Origin of the sequence: Aeromonas sp. SE22 (assembly GCF_038739755.1) — a bacterium.
Classification (GTDB): Bacteria; Pseudomonadota; Gammaproteobacteria; order Enterobacterales; family Aeromonadaceae; genus Aeromonas; species Aeromonas jandaei.
In genome coordinates this window covers 20,072-45,836 of record NZ_JBCGFD010000018.1, presented here as the reverse complement: position 1 = coordinate 45,836, position 25,765 = coordinate 20,072, and the positions used below count along the sequence as shown (strand labels likewise).

The following is a 25,765-nucleotide window of genomic DNA, read 5'->3' as shown; positions in this document are numbered from 1 at the left end:
ATGGCCACTGTGCGTTGCCAGTGCCCGAAGCATCAGATCCCCTGACGGGCTTCCTGCATCAGCAGGCGCATATCGCTGACCGCCTTGGCCAGACCGTCGAAGGCGGCGCGGCCGATGATGGCGTGGCCGATGTTGAGCTCATAGAGCTCGGGGATGGCGGCGATGGCCTTGACGTTGTGGTAGTGCAGACCATGGCCGGCATTGACCTTGAGCCCCTTGCCAGCGGCATAGGAGGCACCGGCGGCGATGCGCTTGAACTCGGCGTTGCGCTCGGCATCTGTGGTGGCATCGGCATAACGGCCGGTGTGGATCTCGATAAAGGGGGCGCCACTCTCGGCCGCCGCATCGATCTGGATTGGGTCGGCATCGATAAAGAGGGATACCTGAGCCCCCACCGCGGAGAGACGGGCAACGGCATCAGTCACCTTGGCCAGCTGACCGGCCACGTCCAGACCGCCCTCGGTGGTCACCTCGGTGCGCTTCTCCGGCACCAGGCAGACGAAATGAGGCTTGATGCGGCAGGCGATGCCGATCATCTCTTCGGTCACCGCCATCTCCAGATTCATTCTGGTCTGAATGGTCTGGCGCAGGATCTCCACGTCGCGATCGGTGATGTGGCGGCGATCTTCACGCAGATGCACGGTAATGCCATCGGCCCCGGCCTGCTCGGCCACGAAGGCGGCCTGTACCGGATCCGGATACTGGGTGCCCCGGGCGTTGCGCAGGGTGGCGATATGGTCGATGTTCACACCCAGATAGATTTCACTCATTGAGAACTCCTTGAAAGGCTTCATCTGTTGACTGCGCGGTCAGCGAATCCCCCCGCGCCAATATCCGTATGTCTGTAATCTGTGTCAGCCTTGCATGCTGGCTTTGCGTTTTAAAAACAGCTCCCGGCTCTTTAGCTGGCGTTTGCCCAGATAGGGTTGCAGTGCCAGCCGGCTGAAACGTTTGGCCGCCTGCAGCAAGGGAGGGGTATCGAAACGTCCCTCGGCAAAGGCGAGCAGGTGGGCACCGAGAAACAGGGTACGGGGATCCGGCGCCCGCTCGCAAGCAACAAAGCCCAATTCACGCTCGAAGCCATAGAGCAGGGTCGGCTCGATAGGCGACTCGTCGTCCGCCGTGTACTCGAAATCGACCGCATAGCCGAGCGCCTGCAGCAGCAGGAACTCGAAGCGACGCAGCGGCAGCTCAGGCGTCTCGCCGTCGGCCAGCGCCATGATGGCACGGGCATAGGCATCGAACACCTCGGGGAACGGGGTGTGCGCTTCCAGCAGGTAGTAGACCAGCTCGTTGAGATAGAGGCCGTAGAAGAGGCGATCGCCACCGAGACGCAGGGAGTGGTCGGGACATTCGACCTGGGTGAGGTTCTTGAGATCCCCCTTGCCGCGCCAGGCGATGGTGAGCAGGGTAAAGGGTTGCAGCAGCCCCTTGAGAGGGGAGCGTGGCCCGCGAGAACCGCGAGCCACCAAGGTAAAGCGGCCACTATCCTGGGTGAATACCTCGACCAGCTGGCTGGTCTCCCGATAGGGCCGGCTATGGATGACGAAAGCCGGGGTCAGCAATCCGCCATTACCTCTCAAAACCTGTCCACGCACTGTCACGAGAGGCCGTCAGCAAGGTAAAGAGCAGCGCAGGAACCGGAGTGTATGTGAATACATGAGGATTCCGAGCAGCGCATGAGCCTTGATCATGGCCTCGCAGTAAGCGCGTGCACAGGTTCTTAATCATCGCCGTAACCGAGACTACGCAGGGCGCGCTCGTCATCGGCCCAGCCTGACTTGACCTTGACCCACAGCTCGAGGTGCACCTTGTTCTGGAACAGCCGTTCCATATCGAGGCGCGCTTCGGTACCGATGGTCTTGATCTTCTCGCCCTTGTTGCCGATGACCATCTTCTTCTGGCCATCGCGCTCGACCAGAATGAGGCCGTGGATGTGATAGATACCGCTCTCTTCCACCTTGAAGCGCTCGATCTCCACCGTCACCGAGTAGGGCAGCTCTTCACCGGTGAAGCGCATCAGCTTCTCGCGGATGATCTCGGAGGCCATGAAACGGGAGGAGCGATCGGTCACGTAATCTTCCGGGAAGAAGTGGACGTTCTCCGGCAGCAACGGCTTGGCCCACTCGCGGATCTTCTCCACGTTGGTGCCCTTCTGGGCACTGATGGGCAGGATATGGGCGAAGTTCATCTGCTGGCCCAGCCACTCGAGGTGGGGAAGCAGCTCCTCCTTCTCCTTGACGTTGTCGATCTTGTTGACCGCCAGCACCACCGGGCACTTGAGATTGCGCAACTTGCCCAGCACCATCTCGTCATCTTTGGTCCAGTGAGTGCCGTCCACCATGAATACCACCATGGCCACGTCGCCCAGCGAACTGGTGGCGGCGCGGTTCATCAGGCGGTTGATGGCCCGTTTCTCTTCAATGTGCAGACCCGGGGTATCGACATAGATGGTCTGGTAGTTATCCTCGGTGTCGATCCCCAGGATCCGGTGACGGGTGGTCTGGGGTTTTTTCGAGGTGATGCTGACCTTCTGGCCAAGCAGCTTGTTGAGCAGGGTGGACTTGCCCACGTTGGGGCGGCCCACGATGGCGACAAAGCCGCAGTAGGTTGTATCTGTCATGACAGTTTTTCCAATGCTTGCTGCGCCGCGGCCTGTTCAGCCTTGCGGCGGCTGGTGCCGACCCCTTTGATCGGACCATCCAGACCTTCCACGTCACACTGGACGGTGAACTCCTGATTGTGGGCTTCGCCCTTGACGTTGGTCACTGTATAGGTCGGCAGGGATTTGCGGCTTCCCTGCAGAATTTCTTGCAGACGGGTCTTGGGATCCTTCTGCTCGATGCCCGGCTTGATCTCCTCCAGACGGCTGGTGTACCAGCCCAGCAGCAGAGTGCGTACTGTCTCGAGATCACTGTCCAGATAGACGGCGCCAATCACCGCCTCGACCGTATCGGCCAGAATGGATTCGCGGCGAAAACCGCCGCTTTTCAGCTCGCCCGGCCCCAGGATCAGGTGATCCCCGAGGTCAAACTCGCGGCCCAGCTCGGCCAGGGTCTTCTCGCGCACCAGAGTGGCGCGCATCCGGCTGAGATCCCCTTCCGCCGCTTGCGGGAAGCGGTGGAAGAGATCGTCGGCAATCACCAGACTCAAAATCGAGTCACCCAAAAACTCCAGTCGCTCGTTGTGACGGGAACCGGCGCTGCGGTGAGTCAGCGCCCGGGTCAGCAGTTCCAGATCCTGAAAGACGTGTCCGAGACGGGACTGCAGTCTGTTCATCTTGATATTCATTTACTTGATTCCGCCAATGCGGTTGAAGCGCACCCCTGTCGGTACCCAGCTTGGCAGCAGGGAGCCCTCTTCGCGCTCGAATTCAAAACTTATCCAGATAGCGACCGCCTTGCCGACCAGGTTCTGCTCGGGCACAAAGCCCCAGAAACGGCTGTCGGTACTGTTGTCGCGGTTGTCGCCCATCACGAAATATTGCCCCTCCGGTACTACCCACTCGTCAGGGTAGGTGCCGGGCTGGCGATAGTAACGGCCAACCATATCGGGCATCAGCGGGTTGCGCAGGGTCTCGTGTGAGACATCGCCCAGCTGCTCGGTATAGCGGTCAAGGGGGATCCCCATCTGGGTAAATTCGCCTCTTTGTTCAAACTTGACATCGAGCTTCTGGAAGCCCGGACACGTTTTCCCCTCCTGCTCCTCGCACTTGGGCCGGATCATCAGCTCCTTGTTGCGATAGATGACCCGATCCCCCGGCATGCCGACCACCCGCTTGATGTAGTCCACCCGCGGTTCGAGCGGGTATTTGAACACCACCACATCGCCGCGCTTGGGCTCGCCAGTCTCGAGGAACTTGGTGTTGGTCACCGGGTCCCGCAGACCATAGGCAAACTTCTCCACCAGGATGAAATCGCCCACCAGCAGAGTGGGCATCATGGAGCCTGACGGGATCTGGAACGGTTCAAAGATGAACGAACGCAGGATCAGCACAAAGGTGATGACCGGGAAGACCCCGGCGGTCTGTTCAATCCAGACCGGAACGGGAGCCACCTTGGCCAGGGTTTTGTCATCCAGATGAGCGCCGCCATGGGCACGGGCCACGGCAATTTTGGCGGCTCGCTGTTTGGACCAGATCATCTTGTCCAGACACCAGATAACACCGGTGATCGCGCAGACCACCACCAGGATCAGGGAAAACGTGCTTGCCATCTATTAATCCTTTCCGACGTGGAGAATCGCGAGGAAGGCTTCCTGCGGCACGTCGACACGGCCGAGGGACTTCATCCGCTTCTTACCTTCTTTCTGCTTGTTCAGCAGCTTCTTCTTACGACTCACGTCACCACCGTAACACTTGGCAGTTACGTCCTTGCGCAGTGCCTTGACGGTGCTGCGAGCGATGATCTGGTTGCCGATGGCCGCCTGAATCGCAATATCAAACATCTGACGCGGGATCAGCTCGCGCATCTTCTCCACCACCTGACGACCGCGATACTGGGCGTTGTCCTTGTGGGTGATGATGGCCAGCGCGTCGACGCGTTCACCGTTGATCATGATGTCCAGACGCACCATGTCGGAGGTTTCGAAACGCTTGAAGCCGTAGTCCAGCGAGGCGTAGCCGCGGCTGGTTGACTTCAGACGGTCGAAGAAGTCGAGCACCACTTCCGCCATCGGGATTTCATAGGTCAGCGCCACCTGCTTGCCGTGATAGACCATGTTGGTCTGCACGCCACGCTTCTCGATACAGAGGGTGATTACGTTGCCCATGTACTCCTGCGGCAGCAGGATATGACACTCGGCGATCGGCTCGCGCATCTCCTTGATGCTGGTGATGGCGGGCATCTGGGCCGGGCTGTCGATGTGGATGGTGGAGCCGTCGGTCAGCTCGATCTCGTACACTACGGTCGGCGCCGTGGTGATCAGATCCAGATCGTATTCACGCTCCAGACGTTCCTGGATGATCTCCATGTGCAGCATACCGAGGAAGCCGCAACGGAAGCCGAAGCCCAGTGCAGTGGAGCTCTCCGGTTCGAAGAACAGGGAGGCATCGTTCAGGGAGAGCTTGTCGAGGGCGTCACGGAACGACTCGTAGTCATCGCTGGAGATGGGGAACAGACCCGCATACACCTGCGGCTTCACCTTCTTGAAACCGGCCAGAGCCTTGTCGGCACCGTTCTTGGCCTGAGTCAGGGTATCGCCCACCGGCGCGCCGTGGATGTCCTTGATACCGCAGACAACCCAACCTACCTCGCCGCAACCCAGCCCGTCGGTGTCCACCTGCTTGGGCGTGAAGATACCGATACGATCGACACCCCACACCTGACCGGTGCTCATCACCTTGATCTTGTCGTTCTTCTTCAAAGAACCGTTCTTAATCCGCACCAGAGAGACGACGCCCAGATAGGAGTCGAACCAGGAGTCGATGATCAGCGCCTGCAGCGGCGCGTCCGGATCACCTTCCGGTGCCGGGATCTTGGCCACGATCTCTTCCAGTACCAGATCGACACCGAGGCCGGTCTTGGCGGAGCAGCGTACCGCGTCCACGGCGTCGATACCGACGATGTCTTCGATCTCCTCGGCAACCCGCTCGGGTTCTGCAGCCGGCAGGTCAATCTTGTTCAGTACCGGCACCACTTCCAGATCCATCTCCATGGCGGTGTAGCAGTTGGCCAGAGTCTGTGCCTCAACCCCCTGGCCGGCATCTACCACCAGCAGCGCCCCTTCACAGGCCGCCAAAGAGCGGGAGACCTCGTAGGAGAAATCCACGTGGCCCGGGGTGTCGATAAAGTTCAGCTGGTAGGTGTTACCGTCTTGTGCCTGGTAGTTCAGGGTCACACTCTGCGCCTTGATGGTAATGCCGCGCTCGCGCTCCAGATCCATGGAGTCAAGCACCTGAGCCTGCATCTCGCGGTCGGACAAGCCACCGCAAGTCTGGATCAGACGGTCCGACAGGGTCGATTTACCGTGGTCGATGTGCGCAATAATCGAAAAGTTACGAATGTGTTTCATCGAGCAAGAGTCACTCAAAATTGGTTTAAGGTCGGTTATGGAGGCGCGATTTTACTGGATAACCCGGCTGACGGCCATTCTTTAGTCGCCAACGCCAGTGAAATAGCGCCTGTTCGGTCAGGAGAGGGTACGGACGGGAACCACAACGCCGAGCATGCGGGGGCCATAACGCCCCTCATCAAGCCGGCCGGAAAAGTAACGAACCAGTAAAAAGCCGCCAGCGCCACCCAGCAGAGAGGCAAGAATGGTAATCCCCTCCCCCCCCGAGAGCAGCGGCGCCAACCAGAGTTGCCCCAGCAGAGCACTCGCCAGCAGGCAGAACAGCGGCAGCACATAGACCAGCGCAGCCCCGCGCAGCAAGCTCTCTTGCGGGATGCCGAGCCTGATTTGCTGGCCAACGTTCACCTCGGCGGTAAGGCGAACCCGCAAGCGTGGGGCTTTCAGGGGAAATGCCTTGGCCACGGTGCCGGTACCGCAACCGGATTGCTGCTGGCAGCCGTTGCAGGCAGAGCGCCGTTCGCACTCCACCCAGGCATGATCTCCTTCGATGGCGACTACGGTCGCCAACTCTTCACTCATTTCGCTCACGGCAACACCTCGTGCTCATGCAATGGCAGGATCTGAACACGACTCACAGCCAACGGCAAGCAGCGCACCACTGTGAGCCCAGAGCATGGACTCACTGCACGGCCTCGTTGCGAGCCAGCGGCTGCACCGACTCGGCAATCCGTTTGGCTGTCTCGGCAGGCACTTCCCCGACCACGGTGATCTCGACGCCCACCTCGTTGACGAAGCTCACCAGCGAGGTGGCGCCCTGGCGGATCAGCTGCTGGCGCACCGCCTGCTTGGGATCGACCCGGGAGACGTAGACCGAGAGATCCACCAGCCCGTCGGAGAGCATCATGTAGTCGACCGGCATACTGGTGGTCACCAGCTGGTGCCTGTCCTGCGACAGCACCTTGAAACCATCTGGCAACCAGGTCACCTGCCAGTTAAGCTGCTGCTGCGGTGCCGGATAGGCATCTTCCAGCGCCAGCGCAGGGGGCAACTTGCTGTTGGCTAGGGTCACCAGCCAGGGGGCAGGCTTGTTCTGCAACTCCAGATCCACCCCCAGCAGCTGCTCGACCAGATTGCCTTCCCGCTCCACCATGTCGACACGCAGCAGCAGATGGCTCTGCTCGTCAACCCAGAGCATGAAGCCGTACTTGTCGGCCTCCTTGGGCACCAGCCTCACCACCTGAGCGACCACCCCCGCGACGCGGCTGCGGCCGGCCAGCACGGGATCATAGCTCTGCAATACCCGGGAGAGCGGCATGCTGACCAGACTCGACCAGATGCCGGGGAAACGGGCATCCTTCAGGGTGTAGGGGTCATGGCTGTTTTCAAAGAAGGTGTATTCATTCTCGCGCTGCAGATACTCGATCGCCTTGCCGTCGAGGTAGCTGAGATGAGCCACTTCTTTGCCATTGATCACGGCGTGGCTGATGCGGATCGGTTCAAGACGCCCCTGACGGGCCTTGACCATGGACAACTCGAAATTCTGTTGATGCACGGCACTCTGCATCTGCTGCAACAAGGCCTCGGCCGACTTGTCGTCGGCCGAGGCCTTGGCACTGATTAGCAGGAGAGAGGCCAGCAAAATACGGCTGGACTGGCGCACGTTTGTATCCCTGACAACTCGTTATTGTTGGATCTGTCTGTCTTGCAACAGGCGCTGCTGTAACTGGTGATCACGCAGGAAGGCGTTGATGCGTTCGCGCTGCTCCTGCATCTGCTGTTCGGTCATTCCCTGTTGCGGCCGAACGCGGTTGCCCTCTTGCGGATAGTGGACGCTCACTGGCGCGGCACTGCCACCGATCGGGATGGTATTGAGCACAGGATTGTTCGGCACGCCGTCCTGACCCTGATACTGCTGCACCCCAAAGATAACGGCTGCGGCCACAGACGCTGCGATGGCATATTGCCCCAGCTGCTGGCCAACCCGACGAAACAGGGGCACCACATTGGAATCTGTCTTGACCGGCGCAACGACCGGTTGCGCCACCGGAGCGGCCTCGACCGGCTTGGGTGCCAGTATGGTCGGCTCATCCTCCAGTGCAGCCATGATGCTGTCACTGAGATCCAGTTGCAGATTGACCGGCAGGTCACCCCGCATGGCATCGCCAATCAGGTGGTAACGACCCCAGGTATCTTGCAAGCCGGAGTCCATCTCCAGCTCGTTCAGTACCTCTGCGTCACTCAGCTCACCATCCATCAGGGCAGAGATTTGCTCTTTGTTTGCCATAAGTTAACCCGTCTTTCCCCAGTTAATTCTCGATCAGAGGTTGCAGCTTTTTGTCGATTGCTTCCCTCGCCCGGAAGATACGGGATCTGACCGTACCCACTGGGCAATCCATGATTTCGGCAATCTCTTCATAGCTCAGCCCTTCCAGTTCGCGAAGGGTGATCGCTGTCCTCAGGTCTTCCGGCAATGCCTCAATGGCTGAAAACACGGTGCGTTTGATCTCGTCAGTCAGCGCCAGGTTTTCCGGGGTTGAGACCTCTTGCAAGGCTTCACCACCGCCATAAGACTCCGCTTCGTCAGCCTCCACATCACTGCTCGGGGGCCTGCGCCCCTGGGAGGTCAGATAGTTCTTCGCCGTATTCACGGCAATTCGGTACAACCAGGTGTAAAAAGCACTCTCGCCACGGAATGTCGGCAATGCCCGGTAGGCTTTGATAAACGCCTCTTGCGCCACATCGGGCACGTCGCCGGGGTTGTTGACATACCGGGCAATCAGGTTGACCACCTTATGCTGGTATTTTTTTACCAACAGGTTGAAAGCTGCTTTGTCGCCGCGCTGGACCCGTTCAACCAGCTGTTCGTCCAGTAGATTCTGGTCGCTCATCAGAGCCGTAAAACCCCCATCAGGTTATCGTTCTTCTTTTCCGGCCCTTCCTAAGCGCACAAGTTCAGACAGGGAGAATCAGAGAAAGTTCGAATCTGTTTAAAAAAATGTGATGCAGGCTGCATCCTCGCCCCCGCTTGGGCTACCATGGTGCCAGTTCTTAATCCAGGCCAATGATACTTATGAAAGCAAGTGTTGAATACCTTTGCGACGTACTGATCATTGGCAGCGGTGCCGCTGGTCTGACTCTCGCATTGCGATTGGCAGACCAGGCCAAAGTCCTGGTTCTGAGCAAGGGGCCCATCAGTGAAGGGGCCACTTTCTATGCGCAAGGAGGCATCGCTGCCGTGTTCGACGAGACCGACAGCATCGAATCCCACGTGAGCGACACGCTCAACGCCGGGGCCGGGTTGTGTGACCCGGCCGTGGTCGAGTTCACCGCCCGCCACGCCCGCGAGTCAATCCAGTGGCTCATTCAGCAGGGGGTTCCCTTCGATCAGGAGGAGAACGCCGATGGTGAATCCCAGTACCACCTCACCCGCGAAGGAGGCCACAGCCATCGCCGCATCTTCCACGCGGCGGATGCCACCGGCAAGGCGGTGCAACTCACCCTGATTGATCAGGTTCGCGCTCACCCCAACATCCAGCTGATGGAGCGCTTCAACGCGGTCGACCTCATCACCACCCGCAAACTCGGGCTGCCGGGCAACAAGGTACTGGGCGCCTATGTCTGGAACCGCAATGCCGAACAGGTCGAGGTGGTTCGCGCCCGCTTTGTGGCACTGGCCACCGGCGGCGCCTCCAAGGTCTACCAGTACACCTCCAACCCCGATGTGAGCTCTGGCGATGGCATCGCCATGGCGTGGCGCGCTGGCTGCCGGGTGGCGAATCTGGAGTTCAACCAGTTCCACCCCACCAGCCTGTTCCACCCGGACGATCCCAACTTCCTGCTGACCGAAGCGCTGCGTGGCGAGGGGGCCTATCTGCGCCGCCCGGACGGCAGCCGCTTTATGCCGGAGTTTGACGAGCGGGCCGAGCTGGCACCGCGGGATATCGTCGCCCGCGCCATCGACCACGAGATGAAGCGACTCGGGGCGGATTGCATGTATCTGGACATCAGCCACAAACCGGCCGATTTCATCATCAAGCACTTCCCGACTATTTATGAGCGCTGCCTCGCGGTCGGCATCGACATCACCAGGGAGGCGATGCCCATCGTGCCGGCCGCCCACTACACCTGCGGTGGCGTGATGATCGACAACAATGGCCAGACCGACATCCCCGGCCTCTATGCCATCGGTGAAGTGACCTATACCGGTCTGCACGGTGCCAACCGGATGGCCTCCAACTCCCTGCTGGAATGTGTGGTCTACGCCCATCAGGCCGGGGCCGACATTCTGGCCAAGCTGCCGATGAGCGCCGAGCCGCCGCGCCTGCCTGCCTGGGACGAGAGCCAGGTGGAGGATTCCGACGAGCTGGTGGTCATTCAGCACAACTGGCACGAGCTGCGGCTGATGATGTGGGACTACGTGGGCATAGTGCGCACCAACAAGCGCCTGGCCCGGGCCAAGCGCCGCATCGATCTGCTCAAGCAGGAGGTGCAGGAGTACTACGCCCACTTCCGGGTCTCCAACAACCTGCTGGAGCTGCGCAACCTGTTGCAGGTGGCCGAGCTTATCGTCAACTGCGCCCTGCAGCGCAAGGAGTCGCGCGGCCTGCACTACAACCTCGATTATCCGGAGATGCTGCCGGACTCGAAACCGACCGTACTAACCCCGGAGCGGGATTGATCCCCGCTCCTGCCATACCAATGACCCCGCCTCGGCGGGGTCATTTTTTTAGGGCAATCCGGGGCAAACCGTCGAACAGACAGCCTCCCTCGTTGCTTGTACAAAGAGGTAACTCGGGAAGATGTGAGGTCATTCAGCGCCGGTCGGCGGGAAAGTTGATTGCCCGGGCCAGCAGGCGGTAGTGATCGGGAGCGAGAGCATCGGCGAAAAGCCAGAGCATGCAAGGGCGCCCCTGCTCCGGATGCAGCTCAAGGCGCAGCACGCCGGGTAGAATGCGGCTCTTGTTGCCAAGCCGATAAGATACGTTCTGCCAGCGCAGCCACTGGCCATCCCACTCCAGTTCGAACGGGGTATGGGGTAACGCCCGCCAGCTCAGGGCAAACGCCAGCAACCAGACGGGAACAAACAGCGCCCACTGCCAGCCGGTTACGAGGGCGCTGACCGACCAGAGCAGCAACAGAGCGAGGGCCACCAGCCAGTAGCGCTGATGGCGGGAGGGGTGAACAGGGATGATCACCCGCTCCACGGCATCAGGCCTGACGGTCGTGACGGGCCTGATTGCGCTCCAGGATCATCTTGATCATGGCGCTGAAGGCGGGATCGGCCGGCACAGCGTGCCCCATGGTCCAGCGGAACAGATCCGGGTCATCGCTCTCCAGCAGGCGGATAAAGGTCTGCTGATCGGCTTCGCTCAGGGAGTCGAACTCGTGTTCGAAAAAGGGCATAAAAACAACATCCAGCTCGAGCATGCCACGGCGGCAGGCCCACTTCAGGCGGGATTTTTCAACTGGGCTCAACATGGAACTCTCCTTACAAAGACCCGGGGATGGTACCAGCTGGATTTTCCGGCTGACAAACATTAGTTACGTCTTTACCATGCAGGTCACATACTTTCTCTCTGGAATACCATCGTGAGCCTGCAACCCCCTGTTTTTCCTGCCGAGCCGACCCGCTTCGCCCTGACCAAGATAGCCATCACCCGACTGAGTGGTCAGGATCGCGTCAAATATCTGCAAGGTCAGGTCACCTGCGACGTCAACGCCCTGCAACCGGGGCAGAGCACGCTGGGTGGTCACTGTGATCCCAAGGGCAAGCTGTGGAGCGATTTTCGCCTGCTCTGCCTTGAAGAGAGCCTGCTGCTGCTGACTACCCCCTCGGTACTGGAGCGCCAGCTGCCGGAGCTGAAAAAATTTGCCGTCTTCTCCAAGGTGGAGATTGCCGCCGACGAACGCCACGCCACCGGTCTGGCTGGCAAGGGTACCGATGCGTGGGTCGCTGCGCAGTTTGGTCTGGAGCAGAGCGGTTTGGTCGCTGGCGGCATGGCGGTGAAGATCGAACAGGATCGCTGGCTGCTGGTAAGCAGTGAGCAAGCCGATGCGCTGCCGGCGGGTGACGAATCCCTCTGGTGGGGGCTCGAGATCAAGGCCGGCCTGCCGCACATGGAGGCGGTGCATCAGGGCGAGTTCATCCCGCAGATGCTCAACCTGCAGGCGCTCGATGGCATCTGCTTCAACAAGGGTTGCTACATGGGGCAGGAGACGGTGGCTCGCGCCAAATATCGCGGCGCCAACAACCGCGCCCTGTTCCTGCTGGCGGGCAGTGCCAGTGAACCGGTCAATGCGGGCGATACCCTGGAGATCCAGCTCGGTGACAACTGGCGTCGCAGCGGCATGGTGCTCAACGCCTGGCAACATCAGGGTCAGGCGTGGCTCACCGCCGTACTGCCGAAAGACACCGAGGCTGACGCCCGTTTTCGCCTCAAGCAGGAGGAGAGCTCCCTGCTCACCCTGCAACCCCTCCCCTACGAACTGACCGAGTAAGGTCGGCTAGCGAGGCACCCGCGCCAGCAGGGCCTCCTTCAGCCAGCGCCCCGCCTGCCCCAGCGGGCGGGCGCGATGCCACTGCAGCTCCAGCGCCAACGCATGGCTGGCGATAAAGTCCGGCTCCAGCACCACCACCTCGCCCCGCTTCAGCGGCTGATGCAGCAGAAATTCCGGAATCGCGGACCAGCCAAGGCCCCGCTTGACCAGCTCCAGCACCCCGAGATCCCCCTCGACCCACCACACCTGAGCCGAGATGCGAAAACGCTGGCGCTCACTCCCTTCCCGTCTGCCGGTCACCATCAGCTGGCGTGCCCCCTGCAGATCGACCTCCCGCAACGGCTGCTTGCGCGCAAGCGGATGATCCGGCGACACCACCAGCGGCATGGTCACCTCCCCCAGCGAACGTGCGACGATCTCCCGCTGGGGATGTACCTTCTGATAGCTGATGCCGAGCTGGGCCCGGCCAGTCACCAGCATCTCGGTCACATCCTCCATCAGCGGGAAGAGCAGCTCCAGCTCCACCGTGGGGTAGCGGGTGGCAAACTCCTCCAGCAGGGTGCCGAGCCAGGGGAGGTGAGAGTCATCGTCGATGGCCAGAGTGAGGCGTGACTCTACCCCGGCCGCCAGTTCGCCGGCGATGGACTGCAACCGCTCGCTCTGCGCCAGCAGGATCCCCGCCTCCTGCACCATGCGCGTCCCCGCTTCCGTCAATTGCGGATAGCGACCGCTGCGGTCAAACAGGGTCAGCCCCAGATCGATCTCCAGATTCGAGATGGCGCTGCTCACCACCGACTGCGCCTTGCCCAGCTTGCGGGCAGCGGCGGAGAAGGAGCCGCTCTCGGCGGCGGCCAGCAAGATTTTCAGTTGTTCCAGCGATGGATTCACCCTTCTGCTCCTCTTTTTAGCCCCCGGCAGGCCTATCATCTATCTATTTTAGCGATAGATACTAACGTGAAACCATCGCAATTTAGCGATAGATTGCCCCCATGTTTTCAACGTGACTGTTCAAGAGAGTGATTTATGCGTACCCGTAACGACCGCATCCGCCAAGCCATCGGCTTTGAAGTGATTGGCCTGTTCATTGCCGCCCCGCTGGCCAGCTGGGCGACCGGCATTCACCTCAGCCACATGGGGCCGCTGGCGCTCTTCTTCTCGGTGATGGCGACCCTCTGGAACTACATCTACAACATCGGCGTCGACAAACTGCTGCTCAAATATCAGGGGCACACCTACAAGAATCTCTGGCAGCGGGTGGTGCACGCCATCGGCTTCGAAGGGGGTCTCCTGACCGTGGCCCTGCCGGCCATGGCCTGGTGGCTCAACGTCAGCATGCTGGAGGCGCTGGTGCTGGATCTGGGCTTCGTTGCCTTCTATCTGGTCTACGCCTTCGTCTACAACTGGGTTTACGACAAGGTATTCCCGATCCCGGGCGAGTCGATGCCGCACCTGCAGCAGAATGCACTGGGTTGAAGAGAGACCGGCAACAAACGGTAAAAACAGGGCACCATCATGAAACCTAATGATGGTGCCGGAGAGGAGGTCGGGACGCGCTGACCGGGCGGTCAGCGGCAGGGGATCAGGCCTGAGCCTTGGCGGCTTCGCTGCTCTCGGCCTCTTCGCTCTCCTGTTGGGCCTGGGCGGCCTGCAGGGCCTCCAGTTCGTTCTGGTAGTCGCTCAGGATCTGCTGGGCCACGGCCATGTCACCCTTGTGCTTGCGCTCGAACAGATGGTGCTGCACCACGCCGTTGAGATACTCCACCGTGATGGGCTGCTCAAGGGTTCCCATCAACTCCTCTTTCTCCAGCTCGGCATTGATTTCATCGGCGGTAGTGCGCAGCAGCCCGGCCAATTGAACCAACATGCGGCGCTCACCTTCGCGCAGCAGGCTCAACATGCGGTTTCTCTGCTGCTCATTCTGTTGGGTCATACATTTCCTTACGTCGATAGGGAACAATCCCGCTCATTCTGCCCTGTCCCCGAGACAGCGTCTATCTCATGCCCCCCACTAATTTCCGGCGCTCGCTCACAAATGGCGCCAGATGCTATTTGCTCCGGCTCTGGGGTATAGTAGCCGCTGATTTTCGGGATATTTCTGCAGCAAAAGGGTGTCCCGCCAGCTTATTCATCGAGGCGAACTTCTCCGTTATGACCGATGCCATTGTGGTGCTCTGCACCTGCCCCGACCAAACCAGTGCCGACCTCCTGTGCGAACAGCTGCTGAACCGCCAGCTGGCCGCCTGCATCAATCAGCTGCCGGGGGTCACCTCCGTCTACCGCTGGCAAGGCAAGGTGGAGCGGGCGACCGAGATCCAGCTCGTCATCAAATCCCGCCAGCCGCTCTTTGCCGAACTGCAGGCGTGCATTCTGGCCCATCACCCCTATGAGGTGCCCGAGCTGCTGGCGCTGCCGGTGAGCGCCGGCCTGCCCGCCTACCTCGACTGGCTCAAGGAGGAGACCCCATGATGCGCAGTCGCCTGTTGACCCTCCTGCTGGTGCTGCTGACGCTGGCCACGGCCGGACTCGTGCCAGCCCGGGCCAGCGGCACCGATATTCTCGGCTCCCTAGGCCTTGCGGCGAACGCCAAACCGACGTTCCTCAAGGTGGATGAGGCGTTTCGCCTCGAGAGCGAACAGCGGGGTGATCAGCTGCTGCTGACCCTCAACATCGCAGACGACTACTACCTCTATCGCCACAGCCTGCGCTTCAAGGGAACCAACCTCAGCTTCAGCGACCCGGCGCTGCCGGAGGGGAGCGAGCATGAGGATGACTTCTTCGGCAAGACCCGGGTCTACTACCAACAAGTGACCATAGCCGTGCCGCTGCGAGAGGTGGGGGAGCACGCCACCCTGCGCCTCACCTATCAGGGCTGTACCGATGGTCTCTGCTACCCGCCGACCGACAAGCTGATCGAGGTTGCCCCGCTCGCCGCGTCTGGCACGGATAACCTGCAGGCGGCCAACCCGTCGCTCAGTCAGCAGGATCAGCTGGCCGCCGCCCTCGGCAGCCAGGGCTTCTGGCTCAGCGTCGCCGCCTTCTTCGCACTGGGGCTGGGACTTGCCTTTACCCCCTGCGTCTTCCCCATGTACCCCATTCTGACCGGCATCATCGCCGGTGCCGGCCATCGCCTCTCCACCGGCCGCGCCTTCCTGCTCTCTCTGGTCTATGTGCAGGGGATGGCGGTGACCTACACCTTGCTCGGACTGGTGGTTGCCTCGGCAGGGCTGAAGTTCCAAGCTGCGCTGCAACACCCCTATGTGCTGATCGGCCTCTCGCTGATGTTTGTGCTGCTGGCCCTCTCCATGTTCGGGCTCTACACCCTGCAGCTGCCGAGCAACTTGCAAACCCGGCTCTCCGGCCTCTCCAACCGCCAGCAGGGCGGCTCGGTGGCCGGGGTCGCCATCATGGGGATGATCTCCGGGCTGGTCTGCTCACCCTGCACCACGGCCCCGCTTTCGGGAGCCCTTATCTATGTGGCCCAGAGCGGCGATCTCTGGCTTGGCGCTGCGGCGCTCTATGCCCTCTCGCTCGGGATGGGACTGCCGCTGCTGCTGCTAGGCACCTCGGGTGGCAAGCTGCTGCCCAAGGCGGGCGCCTGGATGGATGTGATCAAGCAGCTGTTTGGCTTCGCCCTGCTGGCGGTACCAATCCTGCTGCTCTCACGGCTCTGGAGTGATCAGGTCACCACCCTCGCCTGGCTTGGCTGGGGACTGCTGCTGTGTGGCTACCTCTATCACCACAACCAGCACCAGCCTCATTCGGTGGCCAAGAGCCTGCGCGGCTTCGTGCTGCTGCTGGCGATGATCAGCGCCGTGGTGGTGGGCAAGGACCTGCTGCAACCGCCCGCTACCGGCGCGGTCACAACGGGCACCCACCAGAGCGCCCCGCAGTTTGTCCGCATCAAGACCTTGGCTGACCTCAAGGTGCAGCTGGCTGCCGCCCGCGGCAAGCCGGTGCTGCTCGACCTCTATGCCGACTGGTGCGTCGCCTGCAAGGAGTTCGAACACAAGACCTTCAGCGACGCCGCAGTGCGCGAGCGTTTCGGTCAGATGGTGCTGCTGCAGGCGGATGTCACCGCCAACGACGATGCCGATGTCGAGCTGCTCAACACCCTCAATGTGCTGGGGCTGCCGACCCTCATCTTCTTCGACCGCGAGGGCAAGGAGCTGACAGGCCAGCGGGTCACCGGCTTTATGGGGCCGGCGGAGTTCCTCGATCACCTCGACAGGGTCAGCCATGCCAAGTGAGCTGCGCCGACTGCAGGCAAGCGATGCGCCTGCCTTGCAACGTCTGCTCGAGCTGGCCCCAGCCTATCAGGCGGCAGTGAGCGATGAGCCCCTCTCCCCGGATGCAGCAGAAGAGGAGCTGGTAGCGTGCCCACCCGACCTGCCGCTCTCTGCCAAGCATCTCATCGGTCGCTGGGAGGAGGGAGTGCTGACCGCGGTGGTGGATCTGCTGCGCGGTTATCCCGACCCGACCACCGCCTATCTGGGGTTGTTGCTGGTGGGGGAACCCTGGCAAGGGGCTGGCCGGGGGCAGGCGCTCTATCGCCACGCCTGCTCGCTGGCGCGCTCATGGGGAGCCACCCGGCTTCGTCTGTCGGTCATTGCCAGCAATGAATCCGCACTCTCTTTTTGGCAGCGCAGAGGATTCACCGAGTGCTATCGTCGCGAGCTGGCCGGCTATCGGGCCGAGGCCATCGTGCTGGAACGCGCACTGGAACCGTGAACCGAGGTTTGCCACCGCCCGTTCGCATGGCACAATCTGCCCTCCCGTTTTGCTCTTTTTGCACCTGTTCGGAGTTTTGATGAAAAAGTGGTTCATCCCCCTGCTGGCCCTCTGGCTGTTTGGTTGTAGTGCAGGGCCCGGAGAAGATGTTATCCGCCAGCAGGTTACCGCCAAGTTGCTGGCCGAAACGGATGCCAACCTGTTCGATATCAGCGACTTCACTATCCTCGGCAAGGAGGAGCGGATGGAAGGGGTCTATCTGGTCAAGGTGAGCTACCAGCTCCACTTCAAGCAGGGACTGGATCAGCTGCAGGTGCTGCACGACGAAGATCTGATTTATGACCGTGTCGGCCCCTTCCAGCAGGAGATGGGACTGATGGAGCTCGAGCGCAAATATGGCGAGTTCGAAGCGGGTCAGGTTCTGCCGCAAGAGGCAGAGGTGTGGATGATGAAGGGCGAACAGGGGTGGCGACTGGCTGAACCGGCGCAATAAAGGGCTGCCCGCCCCTTACTCTCTGCAAGCTCGGCAACGGCAGCTCTGCCGTTGTTGACCAGCTCAGAGCTGGGTATCGACCCGATACCCTTTTTGGTCTGCGGGTTCACCCGGCAGCTTGCTGGCCAACCCCGACAACACATCCTTGAGGGTGATCCCGCTATCTGCCGCACCGCTGCTCTCCAGCAGCTTGGTCAGCTGGCTCTGCAAGGGGTCAATCGCGTCGTTCTGCCCCCATTGGCTGCTCTCTTTGCCCTGCCCGCCCTGTTGATCCAGCGTCTCCAGCAGACGCGCCAGATCCCGTTTCAGCGGGCTCTCGCTGTTGTCGGCGAGCGCAATCTTTCGCTGTTCCTGTTCTTGCCGCTGTTGTTGCTGCAACGCCAGCTGTTGCTCCTGCTGCTGTTGCAGGGCTCCCATCATGGTATTGATGAACGCCTCCAGCGAGTCCTTGATTGACATATGGCTGCCGCCGCCCCCTTCTCCTTTCGACGACACTCCGAGATTATCGAGTACAGAGCCAAGGTCGCGCACCATCCGGCTGTCACTGCCAGCTGATGACGACAGCGTCGTCCTCGCCAATGGCTGTGCGGTAGAAGATCCCTGCCGTTGCACCAGCGGGCTGGGCCCGCCTGACGCGACCACATTCATCTCCATCTCGGCCCTCCTTCACATCTTTTTCGGCCAGCTAACCCGCTCTTGTTCGCCTGACCCGGCCTCACTCTCACACCTAAAAGATAGCGCCAACCGGAAGGGATTGGCGCTAACGCATTTTTTGGTCTATCAGGCTGTGCGCTAGTGCAGTGCCGCTATAAACAAGGGCTAGCGGGGCACAGTGCCCCGCCAGTGACTCAGAAGATATCCTTGAAACGGTGCCACAGCATCCCCAGCGCCAGCAGCGGAGAGCGCAGCGCCGGGCCACCCGGGAAAGTGATATGGGGCACGCTGGCGAAGAGATCGAAACCCCGGCTCTCGCCGCGGATCGCCTCGGCTACCAGCTTGCCCGCCATGTGGGTGGCGTTGAGACCGTGGCCCGAGTAGGCCTGGGCATAGAGCACGTTGGGGTGAGCCTTCAAGCGGCCAATCTGCGGCAGCCGGTTGGCGCCAATCCCGATCATCCCGCCCCACTGAAACTCGATGGCAGTGCCAGCCAGCTCGGGGAAAACTCGCAGCAGCTTGGGCAACATGAAGGCCTTGATGTCGCGGGGATCCCTTCCCGAGTAGTTGCAGGCCCCGCCAAACAGCAGACGACCATCGGCGGAGAGGCGGTAGTAGTCGAGCGCCACGTTCTGATCGCATACCGCCATGTTTTGCGGCAGCAAGCGCTGGCGCAAGCGGCGATCCAGCACTTCGGTGGCAAGGATGTAGGAGCCGGCCGGCAGCACCCGCCCGCCCAGCTCCGGATTGAGGTCATTGAGATAGGCGTTGCAGCCAATCACCAGATAGTCGGCAGTGACCCGGCCGTGGGCGGTGGTCACCTCTACCTGCTTGCCGTAATCGATATGGGTCACTCTGGAGTGTTCAAACAGGGAAACCCCGAGGCTGGCAGCGGCGCGCGCCTCGCCGAGCGCCAGATTGAGGGGATGGAGATGGCCGGAGCCCATGTCGATGAGGCCACCGATATAGCGATCCGACCCCACCACGCTATGGATATCTTCCCGCGGCACCAGTTTGAGTTCGTGCTCATAGCCCAGACTCGCCAGATGGTCGAGATCCTCCTCAAAACCTGCCAGATGGCGCTGACGGGTAGCCAGATCGCAGTAACCCCAGGTGAGGTCGCACTCGATATTGAAACGCTCGGCCCGCTCGCGCACCAGCTGCACCGCCTCCAGCCCCATCAGGTCGAGTTCGCGCACCCCATCCTCACCAATCCAGCGGGCAAACTGGCTGGTATCGTGGCCGATACCGCGAATAAGCTGGCCGCCGTTGCGCCCGGAGGCGCCCCAGCCGATGCGGTTGGCCTCCAGCAGCACCACCTTGTAGCCCGCATCAGCCAGGTTGATGGCGGTGTTGAGACCGGTAAAACCGCCGCCGATAATGCAGACATCCGCTTTCAGCTCGGCCTCGAGTTCCGGCCACTGCAGTGGATCGTTGCGGGTCGCGGCGTAGTAGGAGGCCGCGTGCTCCTGATATCCGATGTGCTTTCCTGCCTGCATGTTCAGCATCCTGCCTTGTTGCAAATTGTTTAATAAAATAAGCAAACTTGTTTCGATAATACCCAGCTACGGCACGGCAAACCAGCTACCACGGATCACAGAAATGCAAAAGGCGCCCCGAAGGGCGCCTTTTCATGCAATCAAAGTGCTGTAACGAATTACAGTACGTCGATGGCGTTCAGGTCGGAGAAAGCCTGTTCCAGACGCTTGATCATGGAAGTCTGACCTTCACGCAGCCATACGCGCGGGTCGTAATACTTCTTGTTCGGCTTGTCGGCACCTTCCGGGTTGCCCAGCTGACCTTGCAGGTAAGCTTCGTTCTTCTTGTAGAAGTTCAGCAGACCTTCCCAGGTAGCCCACTGGGTGTCGGTGTCGATGTTCATCTTCACTACGCCGTAGGAGATGGACTCGCGGATCTCTTCCAGAGTGGAACCTGAACCACCGTGGAATACGAAGTCCAGAGACTTGGCAGGGATGCCGAACTTCTCGGAAACGTACTTCTGGGAAGCGTCCAGGATGGACGGGGTCAGTTTGACGTTACCCGGCTTGTATACACCGTGTACGTTGCCGAAGGAGGCAGCGATGGTGAAACGCGGGCTGATCTTGGACAGACGCTCGTAAGCGTAGGCAACATCTTCCGGCTGGGTGTACAGAGCGGACTGATCCATGTGGCTGTTGTCGACGCCGTCTTCTTCGCCACCGGTGCAACCCAGTTCCAGCTCCAGAGTCATGTTCATCTTGGCCATGCGGGTCAGGTACTCGCAGCAGATGTCGATGTTCTCTTCCAGAGACTCTTCGGACAGATCCAGCATGTGGGAGGAGAACAGCGGCTTGCCGGTTTCAGCAAAGTGCTTCTCGCCCGCTTCCAGCAGACCGTCGATCCACGGCAGCAGCTTCTTGGCAGCGTGGTCGGTGTGCAGGATTACCGGCACGCCGTAGGCTTCGGCAACAGCGTGAACGTGCTTGGCACCGGAGATGGCACCCAGGATGGCAGCTTTCTGACCTTCCAGCTTCAGACCCTTACCGGCGGTGAACACGGCACCACCGTTGGAGAACTGAACGATAACCGGCGCTTTAACCTTGGCGGCAGCTTCCAGTACGGCGTTCACGGAGTCGGTACCAACGCAGTTTACGGCCGGCAGAGCGAAGCCGTTCTCTTTAGCGATGGCGAACACTTTCTGAACGTCATCACCAGTGATCACGCCGGGTTTTACGAAGTCGAAAATTTTCTTAGACATGTTTAATCGTCCTGTCTCGTATGCCGTTAATAAAAAATGGGGGGTTCATCATGAACCGGCACAGCGGGCACATGATAAACGAAACGGGAGGCTTTTGCCCCCCGTTCCGGGTCAATTAGGCTTTGGCGCGCTGTTCCAGAATCTCAACAGCCGGCAGAACCTTGCCTTCTACGAACTCCAGGAAGGCGCCGCCGCCAGTGGAGATGTAGGAGACTTTGTCAGCGATGCCGAACTTGTCGATGGCAGCCAGGGTGTCACCACCGCCAGCGATGGAGAAGGCCGGAGAAGCAGCGATGGCTTCGGCGATAATCTTGGTGCCTTCAGCGAACTGGTCGAACTCGAATACACCAACCGGGCCGTTCCACAGGATGGTCTTGGCGTTCATGATGATGTCAGCCAGAGCCTTGGCAGAATCCGGGCCGATGTCGAAGATCATGTCGCCGTCGGTCACATCGTTAACAGACTTGATGGTGGCCGGAGTGGACTCGGAGAACTCGGCACCTACAACCACGTCGGTGGTCACAGGAATGTTGGTCTCGGCGGCCAGTTTCTTGGCGGTGTCGATCAGGTCGTGCTCGCACAGGGACTTGCCGACGTTGTGACCGGCAGCAGCGATGAAGGTGTTGGCGATGCCACCACCGACAACCAGCTGGTCAGCGATTTTGGAGAGGGATTCCAGAACGGTCAGCTTGGTGGAGACCTTGGAGCCGCCAACGATGGCAACCATCGGGCGCTCGGGCTTCAGCATGGCTTTGCCCAACGCTTCCAGTTCACCAGCCAGCAGCGGGCCGGCACAAGCGACCGGAGCGAACTGAGCCACACCGTAGGTGGAGCCTTCGGCGCGGTGAGCAGTACCGAACGCGTCCATTACAAAGACGTCACACAGGGCGGCGTATTTTTTGGCCAGCTCTTCGGTGTTCTTCTTCTCGCCTTTGTTGAAACGGCAGTTTTCCAGTACAACCAGCTCACCGGCAGCGACTTCTACGCCATCCAGGTAATCCTTGGCCAGGCGAACCGGGCAGGACAGAGCGTCTTTCAGATAGTTGACAACCGGCAGCAGAGAGAACTCTTCGTTGTACTCGCCTTCGGTCGGACGACCCAGGTGGGAGGTGATCATCAGCTTGGCGCCCTTTTCCAGAGCCAGCTTGATGGTCGGCAGGGTAGCGACGATACGTGCATCGGAGGTGACCTTGCCGTCTTTTACCGGCACGTTCAGGTCAGCACGGATCAGAACGCGTTTGCCCGCCAGATCCAGGTCAGTCATCTTGATAACAGACATATTCAGTCCTCTATATTTTCCAGGTAATGTTAAAAACAGTAACCTTTCGCCCGGGGCAGGCTCAGCCTGCAACCATCATGGCCCGGGTGGTATCCAGCATCCGGTTTGCGAAGCCCCATTCGTTATCGCACCACATCAACATCTTGACGAGGTTGGCATCGCTCACTCGGGTCTGGGTACCATCAATGATGCATGAGTGCGCATCATGATTGAAGTCTACGGAGACCAGCGGTTCTTCCGTGTAATCCAGAATACCGTGTAATGTACCTCTGGATGCCCGTTGCAGGGCTTGATTTACGTCACTAACTGTCACTTTTTTACGAACAGTAATACTCAGATCCATCGCTGTTACATTGATGGTCGGCACCCGCACCGCGATCGCCTCGAACTTGCCGGCGAAGTGGGGCAGGATACGCTCCAGCCCCTTTGCCAGCTTGGTATCCACCGGAATGATGGACTGACTGGCAGCGCGGGTTCGGCGCAAGTCACTGTGGTAGGCATCGATGACTTGCTGATCATGCATGGCCGAATGAATTGTCGTAATAGTACCACAATTTATCTCGAATTCTCGATGCAATGTTTCAATCACCGGCACCACGCAGTTGGTGGTACAGGAGGCGTTGGAGACGATCCGCTCGCGCCCCGTCAGCACCTGATGATTGACCCCGTAGACGATGGTGGCGTCCACATCCGCTTCGGCCGGATGAGAGAACAATACCTTGCCCGCCCCCGCCGCCAGATGCAGCTCGGCATCGGCCCGCGAGCCGAATACCCCGGTGCAGTCGAGCACCACATCCACCCCCAGCGCCCGCCACGGCAAGTTCGACGGATCCCGCTCGGCAAACAGGGAGATGAGATCCTCCCCCACCAGCATGCTGTTGCCAGCCAGCTGCACCGGATAGTGAAAACGGCCGTGGCTGGTATCGAAGCGGGTCAGGTGCACCATGGCTTCGGGAGCCGCCAGCTCGTTGATGGCGACAATCTTGATGGTCTTGTCGCGCCCGCTCTCGTAGAGGGCTCGCAGTACATTGCGGCCGATCCGTCCGTAACCGTTGATGGCAATCTTGATCATCTGGCAGCCAGTTCCTTACCACAGATTTGCTAGCGCATGGGCTAGAGAAAAGAGCAGCCGACCGGCTGCCCGGGCCCGGCTCACGACAGCAGGGCATCCTTGAATTCACCGCGGGCCAGCAGTGCCGCCCCGAACACCCCGGCACTGTCACCAAGGGCTGGAGCAATAATGGGGGCACTGAAACGGGGATTAAAGAGGAAGGGCAAAATAGTCTGCCGTCCCACGCTGTAGAGGCTCTGCACGTTGCCGACCCCGCCGCCGATAACAATAACATCCGGGTCGAGAATGTTGACCACATTGGCCAGCGCCTGACCAAACAGCAGATGCAGGCGGTCGATGGTGAGCTTGGCGATGTGATCGTGGGCGGTGGCAGCCGCAATTTGAGCCAGTGAGAGGCGACGTTTGGCCTTGGCCTCGTACCACGCCTCCAGCGCCGGGCCGCTGATCAGGGTCTCGACGCAGCCGTGCTTGCCGCAGTAGCACTCGGGGCCATCGGGGGAGAGCACGTTGTGGCCCCACTCACCGGCGATACCGTGATGACCATTGAGAATACGGCCGTTGATGACGATGCCGGAGCCGACCCCGGTACCCATGATGATGCCGAACACCACTTTCGCATCGGGATGGTGCTGGCGCACCGCCCCCAGATGGGTTTCTGCCAGCGCAAAGCAGTTGGCGTCGTTGGCAATCAGCACCGGCACGCCGAGCTTGCACTCCAGATCCTCCTTGAACGGCTTGCCGTTAAGCTCGGTGGTGTTGCAGTTCTTCATCAGGCCGGTCTGCGGATCCCGCGCCCCCGGCGTGCCCATGCCAATGACGGTCGGGCGCTGGCCAATCTTCTCGGCGCACTCAGCTACCAGCTTGGCGATCTGGTCGATCATATGGTCATAACCGCCCGCCCGCTCGGTGGGGATGCGGTGGCGCAGCAGCACCTCGTCGCCATCCAGCACCACGCATTCACACTTGGTACCGCCAAGATCGATACCCCAATCCAGTGACTTGCTGCTCATCTTGCCTCCTGCACGGGCGCCACGCACTCGTCATCGCGACGCCTTTTAAAATGTAAAACGGGGCCTGACGGCCCCGGATTTCAATCAGTTTCTCTTCGCTCGCCCCGGCTTTAGCGGCCGTGGTACTGGGCAGAGAGCTCGTGTACCGCGTTGACGAACACGCCGGCGTGTTCCGGGTTCACATCCTGATGGATGCCGTGGCCGAGGTTGAAGACGTGGCCATTGCCGTGACCGAAACCGGCCAGAATGGAGGCGACCTCTTCACGGATGCGAGCCGGGGTGGCGTAGAGCATGGAGGGATCCATGTTGCCCTGCAGCGCCACCTTGTCGCCGACCCGACGCTTGGCGTCGGCAATGTCGGTGGTCCAGTCCAGACCCAGCGCATCGCAACCGGTGGCGGCAATCAGCTCCAACCACTGACCACCGTTCTTGGTAAACAGGGTGACCGGCACGCGGCGACCGTCGTGCTCGCGGATCAGGCCATCGACAATCTTGTGCATGTACTGCAGGGAGAAGTCGCGGTAATCGCGCGGGGTGAGCACGCCGCCCCAGGTGTCGAACACCATGACAGCCTGCGCACCCGCCTTGATCTGGGCGTTGAGGTAGGCAATCACGCTGTCGGCCAGCTTGTCGAGCAGCAGGTGCAGGGTTTGCGGCTCTGCGTACATCATCTGCTTGATCTTGGTGAACGCCTTGGAGCTGCCCCCCTCAACCATGTAGGTGGCCAGAGTCCATGGGCTGCCGGAGAAACCGATGAGCGGCACTTCGCCCTTCAGCTCGCGGCGGATGGTGCGCACCGCGTTCATCACGTAGCCCAGCTCATCTTCCGGATCCGGAATGGGCAGCGCCTGCACGTCGGCCATGGAGGTGATCGGGCGCTCGAAGCGCGGGCCTTCACCCTGCTCGAAGTAGAGACCCAGCCCCATGGCATCGGGCACGGTCAGGATGTCGGAGAAGAGGATGGCGGCATCGAGCGGGTAGCGGCGCAGCGGCTGCAGGGTGACTTCACAGGCCAGCTCGGCATTGCGACACAGGGACATGAAATCCCCCGCCTGGGCGCGAGTCGCCTTGTATTCCGGCAGATAGCGCCCTGCCTGGCGCATCATCCATACCGGCGTCATGTCTACATCCTGACGCAGCAAAGCGCGCAGGTATCGATCGTTCTTCAGCTCTTTCATCCCAGTTCCTGAATTCATATCACGCATAAAATGGCGGTCATAATACCACTTTGCCCGGTCAAGCGGACTGCCCAAAACGTGGCAAATGGGTGATCGGTTGCAAA

General features: G+C 60.5%; 28 protein-coding genes. 7 read left to right on the top strand and 21 right to left on the bottom strand.

All coding sequences use genetic code 11. The annotated features are described in order from the left end of the window. Nucleotides 1-32: 32 nt before the first annotated feature. The 10 genes from pdxJ to rpoE all read right to left on the bottom strand — a co-directional run bounded on the left by pdxJ (nucleotide 33) and on the right by rpoE (nucleotide 8,900). Nucleotides 33-770 (bottom strand): pyridoxine 5'-phosphate synthase, encoded by a 738-nt coding sequence (pdxJ, locus tag AAHA39_RS19030; protein WP_005340919.1) that lies wholly within the window; start codon nucleotides 768-770, stop codon nucleotides 33-35. A gap of 84 nt (nucleotides 771-854) precedes the next feature. After that, nucleotides 855-1,565, bottom strand: a complete 711-nt coding sequence (gene recO, locus AAHA39_RS19025) for a DNA repair protein RecO (protein ID WP_005335391.1) — start codon at nucleotides 1,563-1,565, stop codon at nucleotides 855-857. A 158-nt stretch (nucleotides 1,566-1,723) separates the two neighbouring features. Continuing rightward, nucleotides 1,724-2,623, bottom strand: a complete 900-nt coding sequence (gene era / locus AAHA39_RS19020) for a GTPase Era (RefSeq protein ID WP_033112795.1) — start codon at nucleotides 2,621-2,623, stop codon at nucleotides 1,724-1,726. Next, on the bottom strand, nucleotides 2,620-3,291 hold the full coding sequence (rnc, locus tag AAHA39_RS19015; RefSeq protein ID WP_033112794.1) for a ribonuclease III: 672 nt from the start codon (nucleotides 3,289-3,291) through the stop codon (nucleotides 2,620-2,622). Before rnc ends, era begins: the two co-directional genes overlap by 4 nt. Continuing rightward, nucleotides 3,292-4,215, bottom strand: coding sequence for a signal peptidase I (gene lepB / locus AAHA39_RS19010; RefSeq protein WP_033112793.1), 924 nt, complete (start codon nucleotides 4,213-4,215; stop codon nucleotides 3,292-3,294). It abuts the gene before it with no gap. A 3-nt stretch (nucleotides 4,216-4,218) separates the two neighbouring features. Continuing rightward, on the bottom strand, nucleotides 4,219-6,012 hold the full coding sequence (gene lepA, locus AAHA39_RS19005; protein WP_033112792.1) for a translation elongation factor 4: 1,794 nt from the start codon (nucleotides 6,010-6,012) through the stop codon (nucleotides 4,219-4,221). A gap of 117 nt (nucleotides 6,013-6,129) precedes the next feature. Then, nucleotides 6,130-6,591: a SoxR reducing system RseC family protein gene (locus AAHA39_RS19000; protein ID WP_201931364.1), complete on the bottom strand. Its 462-nt coding sequence runs from the start codon at nucleotides 6,589-6,591 to the stop codon at nucleotides 6,130-6,132. Nucleotides 6,592-6,691: 100 nt separating this feature from the next. Beyond that, nucleotides 6,692-7,672, bottom strand: coding sequence for a MucB/RseB C-terminal domain-containing protein (locus AAHA39_RS18995; RefSeq protein ID WP_033112790.1), 981 nt, complete (start codon nucleotides 7,670-7,672; stop codon nucleotides 6,692-6,694). Nucleotides 7,673-7,693: 21 nt separating this feature from the next. Further along, nucleotides 7,694-8,296, bottom strand: coding sequence for an RseA family anti-sigma factor (locus AAHA39_RS18990; protein ID WP_033112789.1), 603 nt, complete (start codon nucleotides 8,294-8,296; stop codon nucleotides 7,694-7,696). Nucleotides 8,297-8,318: 22 nt separating this feature from the next. Next, nucleotides 8,319-8,900, bottom strand: a complete 582-nt coding sequence (rpoE, locus tag AAHA39_RS18985) for an RNA polymerase sigma factor RpoE (RefSeq protein WP_033112788.1) — start codon at nucleotides 8,898-8,900, stop codon at nucleotides 8,319-8,321. Between the two features lie 182 nt (nucleotides 8,901-9,082). On the opposite strand from rpoE, the gene nadB reads away from it, so the two are divergent. Beyond that, nucleotides 9,083-10,690 carry an L-aspartate oxidase gene (nadB, locus tag AAHA39_RS18980; protein ID WP_041210626.1) on the top strand — a complete coding sequence of 536 codons (1,608 nt, stop codon included), beginning with the start codon at nucleotides 9,083-9,085 and terminating at the stop codon, nucleotides 10,688-10,690. Between the two features lie 133 nt (nucleotides 10,691-10,823). Here the strand turns inward: nadB and AAHA39_RS18975 are convergent, their stop codons facing one another. Continuing rightward, nucleotides 10,824-11,201 carry a protein YgfX gene (locus AAHA39_RS18975; RefSeq protein ID WP_320656343.1) on the bottom strand — a complete coding sequence of 126 codons (378 nt, stop codon included), beginning with the start codon at nucleotides 11,199-11,201 and terminating at the stop codon, nucleotides 10,824-10,826. Between the two features lie 19 nt (nucleotides 11,202-11,220). Continuing rightward, on the bottom strand, nucleotides 11,221-11,490 hold the full coding sequence (locus AAHA39_RS18970; RefSeq protein ID WP_033112786.1) for an FAD assembly factor SdhE: 270 nt from the start codon (nucleotides 11,488-11,490) through the stop codon (nucleotides 11,221-11,223). A gap of 111 nt (nucleotides 11,491-11,601) precedes the next feature. On the opposite strand from AAHA39_RS18970, the gene ygfZ reads away from it, so the two are divergent. Then, nucleotides 11,602-12,510, top strand: coding sequence for a tRNA-modifying protein YgfZ (gene ygfZ / locus AAHA39_RS18965; protein WP_320656325.1), 909 nt, complete (start codon nucleotides 11,602-11,604; stop codon nucleotides 12,508-12,510). Nucleotides 12,511-12,516: 6 nt separating this feature from the next. Here ygfZ and AAHA39_RS18960 read toward each other — a convergent pair whose 3' ends face one another. After that, nucleotides 12,517-13,398, bottom strand: coding sequence for a LysR family transcriptional regulator (locus AAHA39_RS18960; RefSeq protein WP_182926131.1), 882 nt, complete (start codon nucleotides 13,396-13,398; stop codon nucleotides 12,517-12,519). A gap of 135 nt (nucleotides 13,399-13,533) precedes the next feature. Between AAHA39_RS18960 and AAHA39_RS18955 the strand changes: the two genes are divergently transcribed. After that, nucleotides 13,534-13,983, top strand: a complete 450-nt coding sequence (locus tag AAHA39_RS18955) for a PACE efflux transporter (protein ID WP_320656326.1) — start codon at nucleotides 13,534-13,536, stop codon at nucleotides 13,981-13,983. Between the two features lie 106 nt (nucleotides 13,984-14,089). Here AAHA39_RS18955 and AAHA39_RS18950 read toward each other — a convergent pair whose 3' ends face one another. Next, nucleotides 14,090-14,440, bottom strand: a complete 351-nt coding sequence (locus AAHA39_RS18950; RefSeq protein WP_041210630.1) for a hypothetical protein — start codon at nucleotides 14,438-14,440, stop codon at nucleotides 14,090-14,092. 218 nt (nucleotides 14,441-14,658) lie between these two features. On the opposite strand from AAHA39_RS18950, the gene cutA reads away from it, so the two are divergent. From cutA to AAHA39_RS18930, 4 genes are all read left to right on the top strand, one after another. Continuing rightward, nucleotides 14,659-14,976, top strand: a complete 318-nt coding sequence (gene cutA, locus AAHA39_RS18945) for a divalent-cation tolerance protein CutA (RefSeq protein WP_042029703.1) — start codon at nucleotides 14,659-14,661, stop codon at nucleotides 14,974-14,976. After that, nucleotides 14,973-16,757, top strand: coding sequence for a protein-disulfide reductase DsbD (locus tag AAHA39_RS18940; protein ID WP_320656327.1), 1,785 nt, complete (start codon nucleotides 14,973-14,975; stop codon nucleotides 16,755-16,757). Before cutA ends, AAHA39_RS18940 begins: the two co-directional genes overlap by 4 nt. Next, complete coding sequence (locus AAHA39_RS18935; RefSeq protein ID WP_320656328.1) at nucleotides 16,747-17,238, top strand: GNAT family N-acetyltransferase; 492 nt, start codon at nucleotides 16,747-16,749, stop codon at nucleotides 17,236-17,238. The genes AAHA39_RS18940 and AAHA39_RS18935 overlap by 11 nt, the downstream gene beginning before the upstream one ends. 79 nt (nucleotides 17,239-17,317) lie before the next feature. Then, a complete protein-coding gene (locus AAHA39_RS18930) occupies nucleotides 17,318-17,731 on the top strand; it encodes a hypothetical protein (protein ID WP_042029699.1) in 414 nt (137 codons plus the stop codon). Between the two features lie 63 nt (nucleotides 17,732-17,794). On the opposite strand, the gene AAHA39_RS18925 is transcribed toward AAHA39_RS18930, so the two are convergent. The 7 genes from AAHA39_RS18925 to hemE all read right to left on the bottom strand — a co-directional run bounded on the left by AAHA39_RS18925 (nucleotide 17,795) and on the right by hemE (nucleotide 25,661). Continuing rightward, nucleotides 17,795-18,385: a hypothetical protein gene (locus AAHA39_RS18925; protein ID WP_320656329.1), complete on the bottom strand. Its 591-nt coding sequence runs from the start codon at nucleotides 18,383-18,385 to the stop codon at nucleotides 17,795-17,797. Between the two features lie 194 nt (nucleotides 18,386-18,579). Then, nucleotides 18,580-19,884, bottom strand: coding sequence for an NAD(P)/FAD-dependent oxidoreductase (locus AAHA39_RS18920; RefSeq protein WP_320656330.1), 1,305 nt, complete (start codon nucleotides 19,882-19,884; stop codon nucleotides 18,580-18,582). Between the two features lie 158 nt (nucleotides 19,885-20,042). Continuing rightward, nucleotides 20,043-21,122 carry a class II fructose-bisphosphate aldolase gene (fbaA, locus tag AAHA39_RS18915; RefSeq protein ID WP_185228353.1) on the bottom strand — a complete coding sequence of 360 codons (1,080 nt, stop codon included), beginning with the start codon at nucleotides 21,120-21,122 and terminating at the stop codon, nucleotides 20,043-20,045. A 115-nt stretch (nucleotides 21,123-21,237) separates the two neighbouring features. Further along, nucleotides 21,238-22,401 (bottom strand): phosphoglycerate kinase, encoded by a 1,164-nt coding sequence (locus AAHA39_RS18910; RefSeq protein ID WP_320656331.1) that lies wholly within the window; start codon nucleotides 22,399-22,401, stop codon nucleotides 21,238-21,240. Nucleotides 22,402-22,462: 61 nt separating this feature from the next. Beyond that, the gene (gene epd, locus AAHA39_RS18905) at nucleotides 22,463-23,473 is read right to left on the bottom strand and encodes an erythrose-4-phosphate dehydrogenase (protein ID WP_042029692.1); all 1,011 of its coding nucleotides are present in this window, start codon (nucleotides 23,471-23,473) and stop codon (nucleotides 22,463-22,465) included. A gap of 80 nt (nucleotides 23,474-23,553) precedes the next feature. After that, the gene (locus AAHA39_RS18900; RefSeq protein ID WP_320656332.1) at nucleotides 23,554-24,483 is read right to left on the bottom strand and encodes an ROK family protein; all 930 of its coding nucleotides are present in this window, start codon (nucleotides 24,481-24,483) and stop codon (nucleotides 23,554-23,556) included. Between the two features lie 110 nt (nucleotides 24,484-24,593). Then, nucleotides 24,594-25,661: a uroporphyrinogen decarboxylase gene (gene hemE / locus AAHA39_RS18895; protein WP_104016644.1), complete on the bottom strand. Its 1,068-nt coding sequence runs from the start codon at nucleotides 25,659-25,661 to the stop codon at nucleotides 24,594-24,596. Nucleotides 25,662-25,765: the final 104 nt, after the last annotated feature.